Genomic DNA, 14734 nt, shown 5'->3' on the forward strand with positions numbered 1-14734 from the left:
GGGTGAGCGGGGAGCCGCCAGGCCGCGCAAAACCAGGAGGGACGTGTGGTGCGCGTCACGCAGCAGCTGGAGTGACGGCGGCGACCAGGTAGACGCCCCCGGCGGCCCCGGCGAGCACACCGGCAGCGGCGACGCCGGCAGTCGCCCATCCCAGGAGACCGGCCGTGGCCAGCCCCAGCACCATCGCCGGGGCGATCGCCGCGACGAGTGCCACGTTCAGCACGGCACCGGCGAGCAGCGCGGGGGCGATCCACCAGGACGGGTGCTCCCCGCCGTCGATGGCGAGCGTGGCCCAGGCGGTGACGACGCCGACCAGCAGGGCCGCAGCCGCGATGGCGACCAGACCGGGCGTGTCCCACACGAGCGTCGCGGTGCCATCGGCGCGGCCCAGCGCCAGCAGCAGTCCACCGGCCGCGACGGAGCCGACGACCTGTGCGGCAGCCAGCGGCAGGAGCGTGCCGAAGGCGCTGCGTCCGGTGAGGCACAGCCCGAGGGCCGAGGCCGTGCTGGCCAGCGGCAGCCCCGAGGCCTCCTCGGTCCCGTGCAGGGAGGCGAACCACACCAGCAGCGCCGCGGTGACGGCAACGGCGACGACGGCGAGCGTCGCGTCCCCGGCCCGCAGCGCCAGGCCGGCGGCGAGCGTGCCGACCAGGTGCAGTACGGCTGATGTGACGAGGGCGCGCATCGGAACTCCTGCGTTGATGGGGCTGGTGCGGCAAGGGTAGTGGGACGCAGGCGACACCGCGGCCGTGCTCGACGTCCCGGCGGCTGGTTCGCGCAGCACCTACCGTGGCCCCATGGCTGACTCCGTGCTCTCGAGGTCGGCCGCCGTCGATCTCCTGGCGCGGGTCGCCGCCACCACGTTCCGGCGCTGCTTCCACAACCGGGTGACCGGGCTGGCGGCAGAAGCGGCGTTCTTCGCCATCTTGTCCTTGCCGCCGCTGGTGTTCGGGCTCGCCGGCACGATCGGCTTCGTCGCCCGGCGCTACGACGTCGCGCAGGTCGACGTGTTCCAGGACCGGGTGCTCGCCCTGGCCTCACAGGCACTCACCGAGGACACGGTCGACGAAGTCATCGCCCCGACGCTGGAGGAGGTCCTGTCCTCCGGGCGCATCGACGTCGTCTCGATCGGCTTCGTGCTGGCGCTGTGGTCCGGCTCGCGCGCCCTCAACGTCTTCCTGGACACCATCACCATCATGTACGGGCTGGGTGGTGAGCGGGGGATCGTCAAGACCCGGGCGCTGTCCTTCGCGCTGTACGTGGTGGCCCTGCTGATCGGGATCGTCCTCGTGCCGCTCGTGATCGCCGGGCCCGAGGTGGCGGCGCAGCTCGCCCCGGCCGAGCTGGCGGTCCTGGAGCCGTTGTACTGGCCGACCGTGCTGGTCGTCTCGGTCGGCTTCCTCACGACGCTGTACCACCTCGCCGTCCCGGTCCGGACGACGTGGCGGTCGGACCTGCCGGGCGCCGCGTTCACGATGCTGTTGTGGGTGCTCGGCAGCTACCTCGTGCGCTGGGCCCTAGGATTCTCGACCGGTGGGACGTCGATCTACGGGCCGCTCGCCGCCCCGATCGCGATCCTGCTGTGGTTGTACGTCCTGTCGATCGCGGTGCTGATCGGGGCGGCGCTGAACGCCGCCATCGACACCGAGCGGCACCCCCGCCGCGTGACGCCGAGCACGGCCGAGGGCTGAGCCGGATGCAGGATCGATAGGATCCGGTCATGAGCGCCCGCACCAAGCTGACGGCCGTCGTCGTGCTGCTGCTCGGCATCGGCGCACTGTTGTTCGGTCTTCGATCATGCAGTGCCGACGAGAGTGGCGACCCCGAGCCGTCCCCGTCGGCCTCCGCATCGCCGAGCGAGTCCCTGGCCCCCGTGGAGATGACGACAGGGGTCATCGAGGAGAACATCAAGGAGCGGCTGGACGCGAACGCCGGCCAGCCCACGAGGATCGAGTGCCCAGAGCGCGTCCAGCAGAAGATCGGCACCACCTTCGACTGCGAGGTCTTCTTCGCCGACCAGCCCGACACGGAGGCCGTCTCGACAGCCAAGGTCGAGATCAACGGACCCGACGGCGCGTTCACCTGGAACGCCGAACCCAACAGCTAGGACCGTGCCGATGCCCAAGAGCCGAATCGCAGCGATCGCCGTCGTCGTGGTGCTGGTGGCCGCGGCGGGCGTGCTCGGACTCCGCTCGTGGGTGGGCATCGAGGAGGGGGAGAGCCTCACCGGTGACGACGCCCTTCCCGCCCTGACGCCGACCGAGACCCCTTCTCCCGACGCGACGCCCGAGCCCAGCGCATCGCCGAGCCCGAGCGCGTCCCCGACCCCCACTCCCTCGGAGTCCGACGACGAGTCCGACGAGACGGCAGGGGCCGTCTCGCCGTCCGGCATCGCCTCGGACATTCAGTCCCGGCTGAACCGCTCGGGTCCGGCGACGTCGGTGCGGTGCCCGCAGGCGGTCTCGCCGGAGGTCGGCACGTCGTTCAGCTGCTCCGTGGCCTTCGCCGAGGCTCCCGGACAGACGGTGGCCGACGCGACGGTCGACATCGTCGGCTCGGGCCTGCGCTACGTCTGGCGCTCGGCGCCTCGCTGAGGATGCTGCGTCGTGACGTGGGCACGGCTCACCCCGGGCACGCGTCGAGCATCTGCTCCAGCGCCGCGACCTCGCTGACGTCGGCGGCCAGCTCCCAGCGGTGCTTCACGCTGATCCAACGGGCGGCGTAACGGCACTGGTACCCCTGGCGCGGGCGCCATGCCGCCGGGTCGTCGGAGCCCTTGGAGGCGTTGGTCGGGCCGTCGACGGCGAGGAGCCCGTCGAGGTCGTTCGCGAAGCGGACTCGACGCTCGTCGCGCCATCGATGGGCACCGGACTGCCATGCCTCGGCCAGCGGGACCACGTGGTCGATCTGCAGGGCCTGTGCCTGCGTGGGCGCCTTGAGGTCGTCGAAGGTCAGCTCGGTGCCCGTGTACGGGTCGACCCAGGTGCCCGCGAGCACGTCGTGCGGGCACGAACCCTGTGGGCGGGCGACCGTGGAGTCCGGGACGGCGTCGCGCAGCAGGACGTCGTCACGCTGGTTGCACCCGTTGTCGTCGATGTCCGCCCACGCCGGTCCGAACGCGTCCCGGGAGTAGCGGGGCACGCCTGCGGGCCGCCGCTCGAGCACGGCGAGCTCGGGCAACCGGCGCCGGGCGTCGTCGGCGGAGAGAGTGGAGGCGGGTCGGGTCGTCGCCGAGGTGAAGGGCCCGTCCGGCTCATCGGTGTCCCCGCCACCGACGAGCCCGTACCCGGCCAGGAGGGCTGCGACCACCGCGAGCAGGACGAGGGGGCGGCGGCTCACGTCCGAAGACTCCCACGAGCCGGCGACACCGGGGCCGGGGACCGGGGCGCGGTGCGGATGCGTTCCTGGCTGACGCGGCTAGGTTGAACCCACGGTCCACCACCGAACGGTCGTGGGCCAGGTCTCGAGGTCGCCCGGTCACGCACCGGGCGGCCTCCGGCACGTCGGGGGAGCGTCGAGACGGCCGTTCGGTGCCCGGGGTCGCCCATCGGCCCGTGGAGAACGTGCGAACCCCCGGAATCCTGAGGGATTCCGGGGGTTCTGGGGTGGGCGATACTGGGTTTGAACCAGTGACCTCTTCCGTGTCAGGGAAGCGCGCTACCGCTGCGCCAATCGCCCGTGGGTGGTGCTCTTCAGTTGTGCAGTTCGAGGTGGGTACGGGATTTGAACCCGTGTAAACGGATTTGCAGTCCGTTGCCTCGCCTCTCGGCCAACCCACCGTTGGATGGGCGTGGAGACCCGCTCCGAGCGGACAACGAGATTCGAACTCGCGACCCTCACCTTGGCAAGGTGATGCTCTACCACTGAGCTATGTCCGCAGCGCGACCGTTTCCGGCGCGGGAAGAAACATTAGCCGATGCCCCACGGCTGACCAAACGGGGGTCGGGGCGCTGGAGCCGTAGGCTGGACGCATGAAGGCGTGGCTGAACGGACGAGTGCTGCAATCATCGGACGAACCTGCTCTCGGGGTGCTGGACCACGGCCTGGTGGTGGGGGACGGGGTCTTCGAGACGATCGCAGTCGAGGACGACGAACCGTTCGCGCTGACCCGTCACCTGGATCGGCTCGTGCGCTCGGCCGAGGGACTGGGTATCGGCGCCCCCGACGTCGGCCTGATCCGCGAGGGCATCACGGCGACGATGCAGGGACAGGACCTGGTGTTCGGTCGGATCCGGATCACCGTGACGTCCGGGTCGGGTCCGCTGGGCTCCCCGCGCGGCCCCGGACCCCTGACGCACGTCGTGGCCACCGAGCCGTGCGAGCGGCCCCCGGCGACCGCCTCGATCATCACGGTGCCGTGGCCCCGCAACGAGCGGGGCGCCCTGGCCGGGCTCAAGACGACGTCGTACGCCGAGAACGCCAAGATGATCGAGGCCGCCAAGGTGGCCGGCGCGAGCGAGGCGGTCATGCCCAACACCGTGGGCGACCTGTGCGAGGGGACCGGCTCCAACATCATGTACGTCCTGGGGGAGCAGCTCATCACGCCCACGCTGGCCTCCGGATGCCTCGCCGGGATCACCCGGGCCCTGGGTCTGGAGTGGCTCTCGTCGGAGCTGGAGGTCGTGGAGCGCGACGCCCCGATCTCGGTTCTGCAGGAGGCCGATGAGGTGGTGCTTGTGGGCACGACCCGCAACATCCAGGCCATCGGGCGGGTCGATGATCGCGAGCTCGCGGCGCCCGGCCCGATCACGCGCCGGGCCCAGGAGATCTGGGGCCGGCGCCAGGCAGAGACCTCCGACCCGTAGCGGAGCTCGTGCGGCCGGTCGGCGAGGCTCCGGCTGCTAGGTTGGGCACGAGCCGACACCTTGTCGGCGATTCAGGGAGACCTCGCGTCGACCGCCCGGCCCTCTGGCCCCTCGCGACAACCTGTCGCCTCCTCTGAGTGAGTTCGAGGAGAGTCATGTCCGTGCAGCAAACCCGTCGTGCCCCCAACGCCACCAGTAGTCAGGGCGGCGACGTCCGTCCTCCTGTCGGTGGCTCGGCGATCATCTACTGCGAGGGCCAGTTCGGTGAGCAGGACGGCAAGACGGCCAACGGGCTGGTGCGGCACTCCGAGCGATACCAGATCCTGAGCGTCATCGACAGCACGCATGCCGGAGCCGACGCAGGGATGCTGCTGGACGGCGTCGCCAATGGCATCCCCGTGCTCGCGGACCTGCCCGAGGCGATCGCCCATGCCGGCCACGTTCCCGACCACCTCATCTGTGGGGTCGCGCCCGCCGACGGTCTGTTGTCGCCCGCGCAGCGCGTCGTGCTGCTGGATGGCATCTCGCGCCGGATGCACATCGTCAACGGGCTGCACGAGTTCCTCAACGAGGACCCTGAGTTCGTCGCCGCCAGCGTCCTGGCCGGCGTCTCGATCACCGACATCCGGCGCCCCAAGCCCAAGAAGGACCTGCACCTGTTCTCCGGGCGCATCACCGACGTCACCTGCCCGCGCATCGCCATCCTGGGGACCGACGGTGCCATCGGCAAGCGCACGACGGCGACGCTCCTGGTGCAGGCGCTGAACGCCGCGGGGATCCACGCCGTCATGGTGGGCACCGGTCAGACCACGCTCATCCAGGGCGGCAAGTACGGTGTCGCGCTGGACGCGCTCGTGCCGCAGTTCTGCTCCGGCGAGGTCGAGAACCAGGTGGTCGCCGCCTTCGAGGGGGAGGACCCCGACGTCATCATCGTGGAGGGGCAAGGGGCGCTCAGCCACCCGGCCTACCTCACGTCCGCCCACATCCTGCGCGGAAGCCGGCCGGCCGGTGTCATCGTCCAGCACGCGCCCCGACGCGAGGTGCTCGGCGACTTCCCGATGGTGGCGATGCCGACGGTCGCGAGCGAGGTGCGGCTGGTCGAGGCCTTCGCGGACACCAAGGTCATCGGGATCACGGTCAACCACGAGCAGATGACCACCGACGACGAGATCGGCGACGCCATCGACGACCTCGAGCTGGAGCTGGGGCTGCCCGCCACGGACCCGCTCACCCGCCCGCTGGACCGCCTGGTCGAGATGGTGCTGCTGGCCTTCCCCGAGCTGGAGACGGCCCGCGTCCCGAGCCCACGGTGAGCGCACCGCGGCTGGAGATCGACCTGGCCGCGATCTGTGCCAACACGCGCACCCTCGTCGACCTCTTGGCGCCGCGCGGCATCCGGGTGACCGGCGTGTCCAAGGCAGCTGTCGGAGGGAGCGGTGTGGCCGCGGCGATGCTGCGCGGCGGCGTCAGCGGACTGGGTGACTCCCGGGTCGAGAACGTCGAGCGGCTTCGCGCCGGCGGCCTCGATGCCTCCGTCACGCTGATCCGCTCCCCGATGCCCAGCCAGGCCGAGCGGGTCGTGCGGGCGGCGGACATCAGCCTCAACACCGAGCCCACGGTCCTGGCCGCCCTCTCCAACGCCGCAGTCGGCGCCGGTCTGACGCACGGTGTCGTCCTGATGGTCGAGCTGGGTGACCTGCGTGAGGGGATCGCCGTGGAGGACGTCGCGGACGTCGTGGGCATCGTCGAGGACCTGCCCGGGCTCACGCTGCTGGGGCTCGGGACCAACCTCGCCTGCCAGAACGGCGTCGTGCCGGACCAGCGGACGATGGATGCGCTGTCCCGCCTCGTCGAGCATGCGGAGCGGGCCTGCGGCCGACGTCTGCCCGTCGTCTCGGGCGGCAACTCGGCGAACCTTGAGTGGGCACTCTCCACGAGCGACGTGGCACGCATCGACGACCTGCGACTGGGGGAGTCGATCCTGCTGGGCACCGAGCCGCTGCACCGCCGACCGATCGACGGCCTGAGCACCGAGGTCTTCGCGCTCGTCGGTGAGGTGATCGAGCTGCGGACGAAGCCCTCCCGACCGTGGGGCGACGTGGCCCAGTCCGCCTTCGGTACCCGTCCGGCGCAGCGCCCGGCGGGACTGACGCGCCAGGCCATCGTCGCTCTGGGTCGTCAGGACGTCGACCCTGACGGACTCGTCCCGCCGTCGGGCATCACCGTGCTGGGGGCCAGCAGCGACCACCTCGTCCTGGACGTCGGCGATCACGAGCTCACGGTCGGTGACGAGCTCCCCTTCGGCCTGGACTACAGCGCCCTCGTGCGCGCCATGACCTCGCCGTTCGTCGAGCAGAGGGAGCGTGGCGGCGTCGTCGAGCCCGTCGGCCGGCCGACCCTGCCCGCGGCGGGCTAGGACACGATGACGATGGCACCGGACGAGGCCCGCACGCGGGCGGAGAGCATCCTGGCGCGCCAGCCCGTCATCGACGGGCACAACGACCTGCCGTGGGCCGCACGGGTGACCGCCGACGTCGAGCTCGACCTCATCGACACCGCCGACCGGACGCACACCGACGTCCGACGACTGCGGGCCGGGAGGGTGGGCGCACAGTTCTGGTCCGTCTTCGTGCCACCAGAGCTCGACATGGACGGGGCGGTCGTCGCGACCCTGGAGCAGATCGACTTCGTCCACCAGATGGTGGACGCCCACCCGGACGACTTCGCCCTGGCCGTGGATGCCGACGGCATCGCGGCGGCGCAGTCCTCGGGCCGGATCGCCTGCCTGATCGGGGCGGAGGGCGGCCACTCCATCGGCTGCTCCCTGGGGGCACTGAGGTCCCTGCACCAGCTGGGCGTGCGCTACTTGACGCTCACGCACAACAAGAACGTGCCGTGGGCGGACTCCGCGACGGACACGGCGGCTGCCGGCGGCCTGACCGGCTTCGGTCGCGAGGTGGTCCGTGAGATGAACCGACTGGGGATGCTGGTGGACCTGTCGCACGTCTCGACGGCCACGATGCGCGACGCCCTCGACGAGAGCGTCGCGCCGGTGATCTTCAGCCACTCCTCGTGCCGGGAGCTGGTGGACCACCCGCGCAACGTGCCCGACGACGTCCTGGCCAGGCTGCGGGCCAACCGCGGCCTGTGCATGGTCAGCTTCGTGTCCGACTTCGTCTCGGCGGAGTGCCGGGACTGGAGGGCCAGGCGCGACGCGTTCCTCATCGGTCGCGCGTCACCGGGTGACCGGGAGGCCGTCCGGGCGCTGACGGCCGAGCTCGTCCGCGTGGACCCCCGGCCGCGAGCGAGGCTGGAGCAGGTCGCCGACCACGTCGACCACGCCCGCGAGATGGTCGGCATCGACGGTGTCGGCATCGGTGGGGACTACGACGGCACCGACGACTTCCCCGAGGGCCTGCCGGACGTGTCCGGGTACCCCGTGCTCTTCGCCGAGCTGGTCCGACGCGGCTGGAGCGACACCGACTGCGAGCGGCTGGCCGGTGGCAACGTCCTGAGGGTGCTCGACGAGGCGAAGGCCGTCAGCCGGGAGGTGGCGGCCACCCGGGCGGCGTCGCGGGTGCGGATCGACCCTTGAGCCGCGCACGCGGTTGTCACGCCCCGTGCCCCGTGCGTTATCGTTCTCAACGCACACGAGGGCGATTGGCGCAGTGGTAGCGCGCTTCGTTCACACCGAAGAGGTCACTGGTTCGAACCCAGTATCGCCCACCAGTGCAGTACGGCCCCTGACCTGCGGACACGCGGTCAGGGGCCGCGCTCAGTTCGCTGCTCAGTAGGCCTACGTTGGTGCCATGGCCCACCTCTACCTGCTGCGCCCGCGTGGCCCACTGATGTGGGTCGACGTCGGTGACGGAGTCCAGGACCTCGCCCGTCGGGCGGGAGCGGACCTCGCCGGCCTCGACTGGGAGACCTCGACGGACCGGGTGGACGAGAGCACGATTCGCCTGGCCCTTCGGCACGGTGAACCGTGCAGCACCGGGCTCGTCGTGGATGGATCGATCCTTCGATCGACGAGTCGGGGCGCCGGCGGCCCGACGCTCGCCACGGGGAGCGACGAGATGGCCGACCGGGGCGGCCTGCTCGGCCGGCTGCTTCCCGGTCGGGCTGCGCGGCGGCACGACGAGGTGCCCCGCGCTCGCGTGCCGGAGCACGCAGGCGGGACGGGAGAGCTGCTCACGCAGCCGCCGAACCCGGTCTGCGTGGAGCACTGGACAGCACTCGGCGGAAGGCCGCCCGACCCTGTGTGACGGGCCGTAAGGAGCCCCCACGACCGCCCTCGCCAGAACTGTCGACGTCGCTCAGTGCGCGTCGCCGACGAGCTTGAGCCCGACGACGCAGCCCACGAGGCCGAGGACGAGCGCGATCTTGACGACGGACACGGTCTCCTCGCCCGTCGTCATCGCCCAGACGACGGTCAGGGACGCGCCGATGCCCACCCAGACGGCGTAGGCGGTTCCAGTGGGGATCTCACGCATCGCCCAGGCGAGACCTCCCATGCTGAGCACGAGTGCGACGGTGAACACCACGCTGGGGACGAGCCTGCTGAAGCCCTCCGAGCGACCGAGTGCGGTGGCCCAGACGGCCTCCAGCACTCCTGAGACGACCAGGACGATCCATGCCATGACGAGCCTCCTTGAGGCCCGTCTTGTCGCTGTCCGGGTACGGGCCGGCCTCGTCCGGCGGCACGGTGCGTGCCGACAGCGAGCCTACCGGTCCGCGACCGGCTCAGCTGGAGTCGGCCGTGCCGAGGGTGGCGGGCAGGCGCACCCACTCCTCGCCGTCCTGGCGCTCGATGCGCAGCTGGCGACTGTCGTCGGCCTGCGACGCGCCCTCGAAGGGGTGGGCCGAGCGCCACGCGACGGCGGCCTGGTCGTGCTCGTGCGTGGCGGTCTGGACGACGTCGCCGGACTCGGTGATCAATCGGTACTCGGGCATGGCACCAAGACTGCTCCGGGTCGAGCGCTCGTGCATCCCGAGTCAGGGCCGTCCGAACCGCAGGTGAAAGCGTCGGACGTGAAGGGTCAGCAGGGGTCGTCGGTCGCCCAGCCATGCGAGCGGCCCCTCGAAGCGCCATCGTCCGCGGGCCAGCGCCGTCGTGACCCGACCCGTGACCGGGGTGACGAGGCTTCGGGCGTCCCGCTGCTGCGCGATGCGAAAGCCCAGCGGGAACCGACCCGGCAGGCGGCGCACCCGGTCCAGGATCACCGAGGCGATGCCCTCGCCGGTCATGGCGGTGCCAGGGTCACCGGAGAACACGGCCAGGTCCTTCGGGATCGCCCAGAGGTCCCGCCCGCCGTCACGCGACGCGGGACTGTCGACCCAGATCTGCGGGATGTGGACCCGCAGCCGCAGACCGCGACGCACGAGAACCGTGGCCATGACCTCGCCGTAGCGAAGAGGACTCGGCTCGCGGTAGCGGAAGAACGCCACGGTCACGACGGCGCGCCCGGCCACCGTCACCACGGTGGTGCCGGGAGGTGGAGCGGCCGGGACGTCGGCGACGGGCACGAGGAAGAGTGCGGCGGTGGCGTCGCCGTGCAGGTCCCAGGGCTCGGGCGGGTAGGTCAGGCCCATGCGAAGTCTTCCGGGTCGAGCTGTTCGACGCGTCGGGCGAACGGTCGGGTCGCGCCCGGCCAGTTGGACGTGATGCGTCCCGAGGGGTGTCGGTACCAGCTCTCGCAGTGTCCCCACACGGAGTGCTCGAGGCGTTCCTGGACCTGGGCGTCGTAGCGCGCCTCGACCTCCGGCCGGACGTCGACCCGGCTCCACCCACCGACCTGCATGCGGTCGACCACCTGACGCATGTGGGCCGCCTGCGCCTCCAGCATGTAGATGATCGACCCGCCGCCGAGGTTGGTGTTCGGACCGTAGGAGACGAACAGGTTGGGGAAGCCGGGGACGTAGATGCCCAGATGGGCGTGGGCTCCGTCGGTCCACCGGGCCGCCAGCTTCTCGCCACCGACGCCGGTGACGTCGATGGAGGAGAGGAAGTCCTGCGCGTCGAACCCGGTGCCGTAGACGATGACGTCGGCCTCGTGCACCGTGCCGTCCGCGGTCTGGACGCCCTCGGGCACGATGCGCCGCACCGCGTCGTCGGTGAGGTGGACGTGCTCGCGGGTCACCGTGGGGTAGAAGTCGTTGGAGAAGAGGATGCGCTTGCAGCCCACGGGGTAGTCCGGCGTCAGCCGTTCGCGCAGCTTGGGGTCGCGGACCTGCCTGCGCAGGTGCCATCGGGCGACGGCGGCATTGATCCTGCCCACCCGGGAGCCGTCGTCCAGGCCGCGGGAGAACTGCTCGCCGAAGAGCCACCAGAGGGCGCGCTCGACCTCGATGCCGCGCTGGTACCAGCGCGGCAAGGGCCCGTCGGGCTTGGGCAGGATGTAGTTGGCCGAGCGCTGGAACAGGGTGAGCTCGGCGGCCTCGTCCGCCAGGTGCGGGACGTACTGGATGGCGCTCGCACCGATGCCGATGGCCGCGACCCGACGCCCCTCCAGGGGCACGTCGTGGTCCCAGCGGGCGGAGTGGAAGGCTTCGCCGGCGAAGTCGTCGATGCCCTCGATGGCCGGCAGGCGGGGCCGGGAGAGCTGGCCCACCGCACTGACCAGCACGTCGACGGACTCCGAGCCCCCGTCGGCGAAGCCGACCTCCCAGGTCTGGGACGGCTCGTCCCACCGCGCCGCGACGACCTCGGTGCCGAACCTGATGCGCCGTGCCACGTCGTGCTCCTCGGCCACCCGGTGCAGGTAGCTGTGGATCTCCGGCTGCTTGGCGTACCGCCGCGACCAGGACCGGTTGACCGCGAAGGAGAAGGAGTAGAGAGGGGAGGGGACGTCACACCCCGCTCCGGGGTAGGTGTTGTCGCGCCAGACGCCGCCGAGGGACTCCGAGCGCTCCCAGAGACGGACGTCGTCGTGGCCGGCCTCGATCAGCTCCACCGCCGTCCCGATGGCGCCGAAGCCGGAGCCGATGATGCCGATCGAGGTCATGTCTTCTCCTGGGTGACGATCACGAGGACGGTGTCGGTGATGAGCGTCGAGGCCTCGTCGCGGGTCAGCGTGTCCCGGGTGAGCCACTCCCTGCAGACGGCCTTGACGAGCGCGGCGACGGGTCGCAGGCGCGCTCGCAGCCGGGGGTCGTCGGCCAGGCCCAGCGCGTCCAGGGTGAGGCGGGCCGCGTGGTCGTCGGCCTCGTCCACCACCTGCTGCAGGTCGGACTGGCCGTGCAGGTTCGCCGCTCCTGACGCGTTGACCCACGCCTGGCCGTAGGTCTCGGCAGCGTCGAGGATCCATTCCACGGTGCGGCGGGCCCGTTCGGCGAGAGGAAGGCCGTCCAGGGCCGGCAGGTCGTCCGCCGGCATCCGGATCGACGAGCGCATGACCTCCAGGAACAGGTCGCGCTTGGAGCCGAAGTAGTGGTTGATGAGGCTGCGGGTCACCCCGGCGGCCGCTGCGAGCTCAGCAGTGGAGACCTCGTCGTAGGGTCTGCTGAGGTAGAGGGGGCGCACCGCCTCGATGATCTGCTGGCGGCGCGACGCGGGTGCGAGGCGTGCGCCGACGCCGGTGGACTGGGTCACGCCGCCAGTCTCGCCCCACTGTTGTCAAAGTGTCAATAGCGGCGTAGCCTCCTGTCCATGACAGAGCTGGACTACGACGTGGTGGTGGTGGGATCCGGCTTCGGCGGCAGCGTGACGGCGCTGCGCCTGACCGAGAAGGGCTATCGCGTCGGCGTGCTCGAGGCAGGCCGGCGCTTCGCCGACGACGAGCTCCCCAAGACGTCCTGGGACCTGCGCCGATACCTGTGGGCACCGTGGGCACGGTGCTTCGGCATCATGCGGATCACCCTGCTCAAGGACGTCCTGGTCACCAGCGGGGTGGGCGTCGGGGGCGGCTCGCTGGTCTATGCCAACACGCTCTACGAGCCGCTCGAGGGCTTCTACGCCGACCCGCACTGGTCGCACATCACCGACTGGCGCGACGAGCTCGCACCGTTCTACTCCCAGGCGCGCAAGATGCTCGGGGTCACCACCTACCCCGGTCGGACCACGGCCGACAACCTCGTGCAGGCCCTCGCGAACGACTACGGCGTCGGGGACACCTTCCACCCCGCCGACGTCGGAGTGCTCTTCGGTGAGCGGCCCGGGGTCGAGGTGGAGGATCCGTTCTTCGGCGGCGCCGGCCCGACCCGCTCCACGTGCACGAACTGCGGTGCCTGCATGACGGGGTGTCGGCACAACGCCAAGAACACGCTGGTCAAGAACTACCTGTACCTCGCCGAGCAGGCCGGGGCCCGGGTGCACCCGCTGACCACGGTCCACGACGTCCGCCCCTTGCCCGGCGGCGGCTACGAGGTCCGGGCCCGTCGCACCGGGAACCCGCTCCGACGCCGCAGGTTCACCGCCGAGCAGGTCGTCTTCGCCGGCAACGCGCTCAACACCCAGGACCTCCTGCACCGACTGCGGCGGCGCTCGCTCCCGCGCCTGTCGCCACGCATCGGTGAGCTGAGCCGGACCAACTCCGAGGCGGTGCTGAGCGCCCGCGCGGTCGACAAGGACGCCGACGTGACCGACGGCGTGGCCATCACGTCCTCCTTCCACCCCGACGCGGTGACGCACGTCGAGCCCGTGCGCTACGGCCGGGGCTCGGGCGCCCTGAGCCTGATGAACATGGCCCTGCCCGATCGACCCGGTCCGGGCGGCCGGCTGCGCGCGGTGCTGCGTGGGTACCGCCAGCTCGGTCTGCGGGGCACGTGGCAGCTGCACCGGCCGCGTCGCTGGGCCGAGCAGTCCATCGTCGTGCTCGTCATGCAGTCGCTGGACAACTCGATCACCACCCACCTGCGTCGTGGGCCGTTCGGGCTGCGGCTGAGCAGCCGCCAGGGCGTCGGAGAGCCGAACCCGGACTGGATCCCCGTCGCCGACCGCGCCGCCAAGGACCTCGCGAAGGCGGTGGGCGGCCACCCCGGCAGCTCGGTCGGGGAGCTCGTGGGGGTGCCGCTCACGGCGCACTTCATCGGCGGCTGCGTCATCGGCGAGAGCGCCGAGGAGGGCGTCATCGACCCGTACCAGCGGGTCCACGGCCATCGCGGGCTGCACGTGGCCGACGGGTCCGCGATCTCGGCCAACCTCGGGGTCAACCCCTCGCTGACGATCACCGCCCAGGCGGAGCGGGCGATGGCGATGTGGCCCAACAAGGGGCAGATCGACGAGCGGCCCGAGCCGGGGGAGCCGTACCGGCGGGTCCCGCCCGTCGACCCGGTGGCCCCCGCCGTACCCGCGGGGGCGCCGGCGGCGCTGCTGCTGCCCGAGCCCCGGTTGCGGCCGATGGGCATCGCCGAGGTGTGAGGCCGAGGGCCCCAGCGGGCCGCCTACGATGAGCCGCATGTCGATCGAGAGCGCCCGCGCCCACCTGGCCCGCTTCGGACGTGAGGGCGACGTCATCGAGACGTCCGGCTCGAGCGCCACCGTCGAGCTCGCCGCCGCCGAGCTGGGGGTGGAGCCGGCCCGGATCGCCAAGACCCTGGCGTTCTACGGGGCCGAGGAGGGCACGAGCATCCTCGTCGTCGCTGCCGGTGACGTGCGGGTCGACAACGCGGCCTTCAAGCGCACCTTCGGCCTCAAGGCCCGCATGCTCAGGACCGAGGACGTGGAGCGGCTGACCGGCCACGCACCCGGCGGGGTGTGCCCGTTCGCGAATCCCGAGGTCGCCTCGGTGCATCTTGATGAGTCCCTGCACCGGTTCGGGACGCTGTTCCCGGCGGTCGGTAACGCGGCCTCCGCGATCGAGCTCTCTCCGCAGGAGATCTCGGAGGTGGCGGGAGCCATCGGCTGGGTGAGCGTGACCAAGGTCCCGGCCGACCGGGTCTGAGCCGGCTCGGGACCGCGCCGGCGGGGTGCCTGACCGGGCGATAGCATC

At 71.4% G+C, this 14734-nt stretch carries 17 protein-coding genes, 4 tRNA genes and 1 riboswitch; of the genes, 11 read left to right on the forward strand and 10 right to left on the reverse strand.

Going from position 1 to position 14734, the window contains the following annotated elements; translation table 11 throughout:
• Positions 1-55: 55 nt before the first annotated feature.
• Positions 56-685 carry a hypothetical protein gene (locus tag ACHAAC_RS05280; protein ID WP_435715013.1) on the reverse strand — a complete coding sequence of 210 codons (630 nt, stop codon included), beginning with the start codon at positions 683-685 and terminating at the stop codon, positions 56-58.
• A gap of 112 nt (positions 686-797) precedes the next feature.
• On the opposite strand from ACHAAC_RS05280, the gene ACHAAC_RS05285 reads away from it, so the two are divergent.
• Genes ACHAAC_RS05285 through ACHAAC_RS05295 form a run of 3 tightly spaced genes read left to right on the forward strand, consistent with a single transcriptional unit; the run spans position 798 to position 2594 of the window.
• Positions 798-1691, forward strand: a complete 894-nt coding sequence (locus tag ACHAAC_RS05285) for a YihY/virulence factor BrkB family protein (protein WP_435715014.1) — start codon at positions 798-800, stop codon at positions 1689-1691.
• A 29-nt stretch (positions 1692-1720) separates the two neighbouring features.
• Positions 1721-2107, forward strand: coding sequence for a DUF4333 domain-containing protein (locus ACHAAC_RS05290; protein ID WP_435715015.1), 387 nt, complete (start codon positions 1721-1723; stop codon positions 2105-2107).
• A gap of 10 nt (positions 2108-2117) precedes the next feature.
• Positions 2118-2594, forward strand: a complete 477-nt coding sequence (locus tag ACHAAC_RS05295) for a hypothetical protein (RefSeq protein WP_435715016.1) — start codon at positions 2118-2120, stop codon at positions 2592-2594.
• A gap of 28 nt (positions 2595-2622) precedes the next feature.
• Here ACHAAC_RS05295 and ACHAAC_RS05300 read toward each other — a convergent pair whose 3' ends face one another.
• The 4 genes from ACHAAC_RS05300 to ACHAAC_RS05315 all read right to left on the reverse strand — a co-directional run bounded on the left by ACHAAC_RS05300 (position 2623) and on the right by ACHAAC_RS05315 (position 3878).
• Positions 2623-3339 carry an HNH endonuclease family protein gene (locus tag ACHAAC_RS05300; RefSeq protein WP_435715017.1) on the reverse strand — a complete coding sequence of 239 codons (717 nt, stop codon included), beginning with the start codon at positions 3337-3339 and terminating at the stop codon, positions 2623-2625.
• Between the two features lie 267 nt (positions 3340-3606).
• Positions 3607-3678 (reverse strand) — tRNA-Val (locus ACHAAC_RS05305).
• Between the two features lie 30 nt (positions 3679-3708).
• Positions 3709-3779, reverse strand: a tRNA-Cys gene (locus ACHAAC_RS05310).
• 27 nt (positions 3780-3806) lie between these two features.
• A tRNA-Gly gene (locus tag ACHAAC_RS05315) sits at positions 3807-3878 on the reverse strand.
• 93 nt (positions 3879-3971) lie between these two features.
• Here ACHAAC_RS05315 and ACHAAC_RS05320 point away from each other — a divergent pair.
• From ACHAAC_RS05320 to ACHAAC_RS05345, 6 genes are all read left to right on the forward strand, one after another.
• Complete coding sequence (locus ACHAAC_RS05320) at positions 3972-4805, forward strand: aminotransferase class IV (RefSeq protein WP_435715018.1); 834 nt, start codon at positions 3972-3974, stop codon at positions 4803-4805.
• A gap of 155 nt (positions 4806-4960) precedes the next feature.
• Entirely contained in the window at positions 4961-6118 is a 1158-nt protein-coding gene (locus tag ACHAAC_RS05325) for a DUF1611 domain-containing protein (protein ID WP_435715019.1), read from the forward strand.
• On the forward strand, positions 6115-7221 hold the full coding sequence (locus ACHAAC_RS05330) for an alanine/ornithine racemase family PLP-dependent enzyme (RefSeq protein ID WP_435715020.1): 1107 nt from the start codon (positions 6115-6117) through the stop codon (positions 7219-7221). The genes ACHAAC_RS05325 and ACHAAC_RS05330 overlap by 4 nt, the downstream gene beginning before the upstream one ends.
• Before the next feature lie 6 nt (positions 7222-7227).
• Positions 7228-8400: a dipeptidase gene (locus ACHAAC_RS05335; RefSeq protein WP_435715021.1), complete on the forward strand. Its 1173-nt coding sequence runs from the start codon at positions 7228-7230 to the stop codon at positions 8398-8400.
• A gap of 59 nt (positions 8401-8459) precedes the next feature.
• Positions 8460-8534, forward strand: a tRNA-Val gene (locus ACHAAC_RS05340).
• A gap of 80 nt (positions 8535-8614) precedes the next feature.
• Positions 8615-9070, forward strand: a complete 456-nt coding sequence (locus tag ACHAAC_RS05345; RefSeq protein WP_435715022.1) for a hypothetical protein — start codon at positions 8615-8617, stop codon at positions 9068-9070.
• 51 nt (positions 9071-9121) lie between these two features.
• Here ACHAAC_RS05345 and ACHAAC_RS05350 read toward each other — a convergent pair whose 3' ends face one another.
• From ACHAAC_RS05350 to ACHAAC_RS05370, 5 genes are all read right to left on the reverse strand, one after another.
• Positions 9122-9445 carry a DMT family transporter gene (locus ACHAAC_RS05350; RefSeq protein ID WP_435715023.1) on the reverse strand — a complete coding sequence of 108 codons (324 nt, stop codon included), beginning with the start codon at positions 9443-9445 and terminating at the stop codon, positions 9122-9124.
• A gap of 12 nt (positions 9446-9457) precedes the next feature.
• A riboswitch (guanidine-III (ykkC-III) riboswitch) is annotated at positions 9458-9524 on the reverse strand.
• Between the two features lie 24 nt (positions 9525-9548).
• Positions 9549-9758 (reverse strand): hypothetical protein, encoded by a 210-nt coding sequence (locus ACHAAC_RS05355; protein ID WP_435715024.1) that lies wholly within the window; start codon positions 9756-9758, stop codon positions 9549-9551.
• A 42-nt stretch (positions 9759-9800) separates the two neighbouring features.
• Positions 9801-10397: an acetoacetate decarboxylase family protein gene (locus tag ACHAAC_RS05360; RefSeq protein ID WP_435715025.1), complete on the reverse strand. Its 597-nt coding sequence runs from the start codon at positions 10395-10397 to the stop codon at positions 9801-9803.
• Positions 10388-11809, reverse strand: coding sequence for a flavin-containing monooxygenase (locus tag ACHAAC_RS05365; protein WP_435715026.1), 1422 nt, complete (start codon positions 11807-11809; stop codon positions 10388-10390). Before ACHAAC_RS05365 ends, ACHAAC_RS05360 begins: the two co-directional genes overlap by 10 nt.
• Positions 11806-12396 carry a TetR/AcrR family transcriptional regulator gene (locus ACHAAC_RS05370; RefSeq protein ID WP_435715027.1) on the reverse strand — a complete coding sequence of 197 codons (591 nt, stop codon included), beginning with the start codon at positions 12394-12396 and terminating at the stop codon, positions 11806-11808. The genes ACHAAC_RS05365 and ACHAAC_RS05370 overlap by 4 nt, the downstream gene beginning before the upstream one ends.
• Positions 12397-12453: 57 nt before the next feature.
• Here ACHAAC_RS05370 and ACHAAC_RS05375 point away from each other — a divergent pair, with 57 nt between their 5' ends.
• Together ACHAAC_RS05375 and ACHAAC_RS05380 are read left to right on the forward strand one after the other, a co-directional pair.
• Positions 12454-14163 carry a GMC oxidoreductase gene (locus ACHAAC_RS05375; protein WP_435715028.1) on the forward strand — a complete coding sequence of 570 codons (1710 nt, stop codon included), beginning with the start codon at positions 12454-12456 and terminating at the stop codon, positions 14161-14163.
• Between the two features lie 37 nt (positions 14164-14200).
• A complete protein-coding gene (locus ACHAAC_RS05380) occupies positions 14201-14686 on the forward strand; it encodes a YbaK/EbsC family protein (RefSeq protein ID WP_435715029.1) in 486 nt (161 codons plus the stop codon).
• Positions 14687-14734 lie beyond the last annotated feature (48 nt).

Source organism: Aeromicrobium sp. CF4.19 (genome assembly GCF_051262555.1).
Taxonomy (GTDB): Bacteria; Actinomycetota; Actinomycetes; order Propionibacteriales; family Nocardioidaceae; genus Aeromicrobium.

Excerpts from the sequence above, each read along its gene's own strand:
- ACHAAC_RS05280 (WP_435715013.1), bottom strand. The coding sequence starts at position 685 with ATGCGCGCCCTCGTCACATCAGCCGTACTGCACCTGGTCGGCACGCTC.
- ACHAAC_RS05285 (WP_435715014.1), top strand. The coding sequence starts at position 798 with ATGGCTGACTCCGTGCTCTCGAGGTCGGCCGCCGTCGATCTCCTGGCG.
- ACHAAC_RS05290 (WP_435715015.1), top strand. The coding sequence starts at position 1,721 with ATGAGCGCCCGCACCAAGCTGACGGCCGTCGTCGTGCTGCTGCTCGGC.
- ACHAAC_RS05295 (WP_435715016.1), top strand. The coding sequence starts at position 2,118 with ATGCCCAAGAGCCGAATCGCAGCGATCGCCGTCGTCGTGGTGCTGGTG.
- ACHAAC_RS05320 (WP_435715018.1), top strand. The coding sequence starts at position 3,972 with ATGAAGGCGTGGCTGAACGGACGAGTGCTGCAATCATCGGACGAACCT.
- ACHAAC_RS05325 (WP_435715019.1), top strand. The coding sequence starts at position 4,961 with ATGTCCGTGCAGCAAACCCGTCGTGCCCCCAACGCCACCAGTAGTCAG.
- ACHAAC_RS05335 (WP_435715021.1), top strand. The coding sequence starts at position 7,228 with ATGACGATGGCACCGGACGAGGCCCGCACGCGGGCGGAGAGCATCCTG.
- ACHAAC_RS05345 (WP_435715022.1), top strand. The coding sequence starts at position 8,615 with ATGGCCCACCTCTACCTGCTGCGCCCGCGTGGCCCACTGATGTGGGTC.
- ACHAAC_RS05350 (WP_435715023.1), bottom strand. The coding sequence starts at position 9,445 with ATGGCATGGATCGTCCTGGTCGTCTCAGGAGTGCTGGAGGCCGTCTGG.
- ACHAAC_RS05355 (WP_435715024.1), bottom strand. The coding sequence starts at position 9,758 with ATGCCCGAGTACCGATTGATCACCGAGTCCGGCGACGTCGTCCAGACC.
- ACHAAC_RS05360 (WP_435715025.1), bottom strand. The coding sequence starts at position 10,397 with ATGGGCCTGACCTACCCGCCCGAGCCCTGGGACCTGCACGGCGACGCC.
- ACHAAC_RS05365 (WP_435715026.1), bottom strand. The coding sequence starts at position 11,809 with ATGACCTCGATCGGCATCATCGGCTCCGGCTTCGGCGCCATCGGGACG.
- ACHAAC_RS05375 (WP_435715028.1), top strand. The coding sequence starts at position 12,454 with ATGACAGAGCTGGACTACGACGTGGTGGTGGTGGGATCCGGCTTCGGC.
- ACHAAC_RS05380 (WP_435715029.1), top strand. The coding sequence starts at position 14,201 with ATGTCGATCGAGAGCGCCCGCGCCCACCTGGCCCGCTTCGGACGTGAG.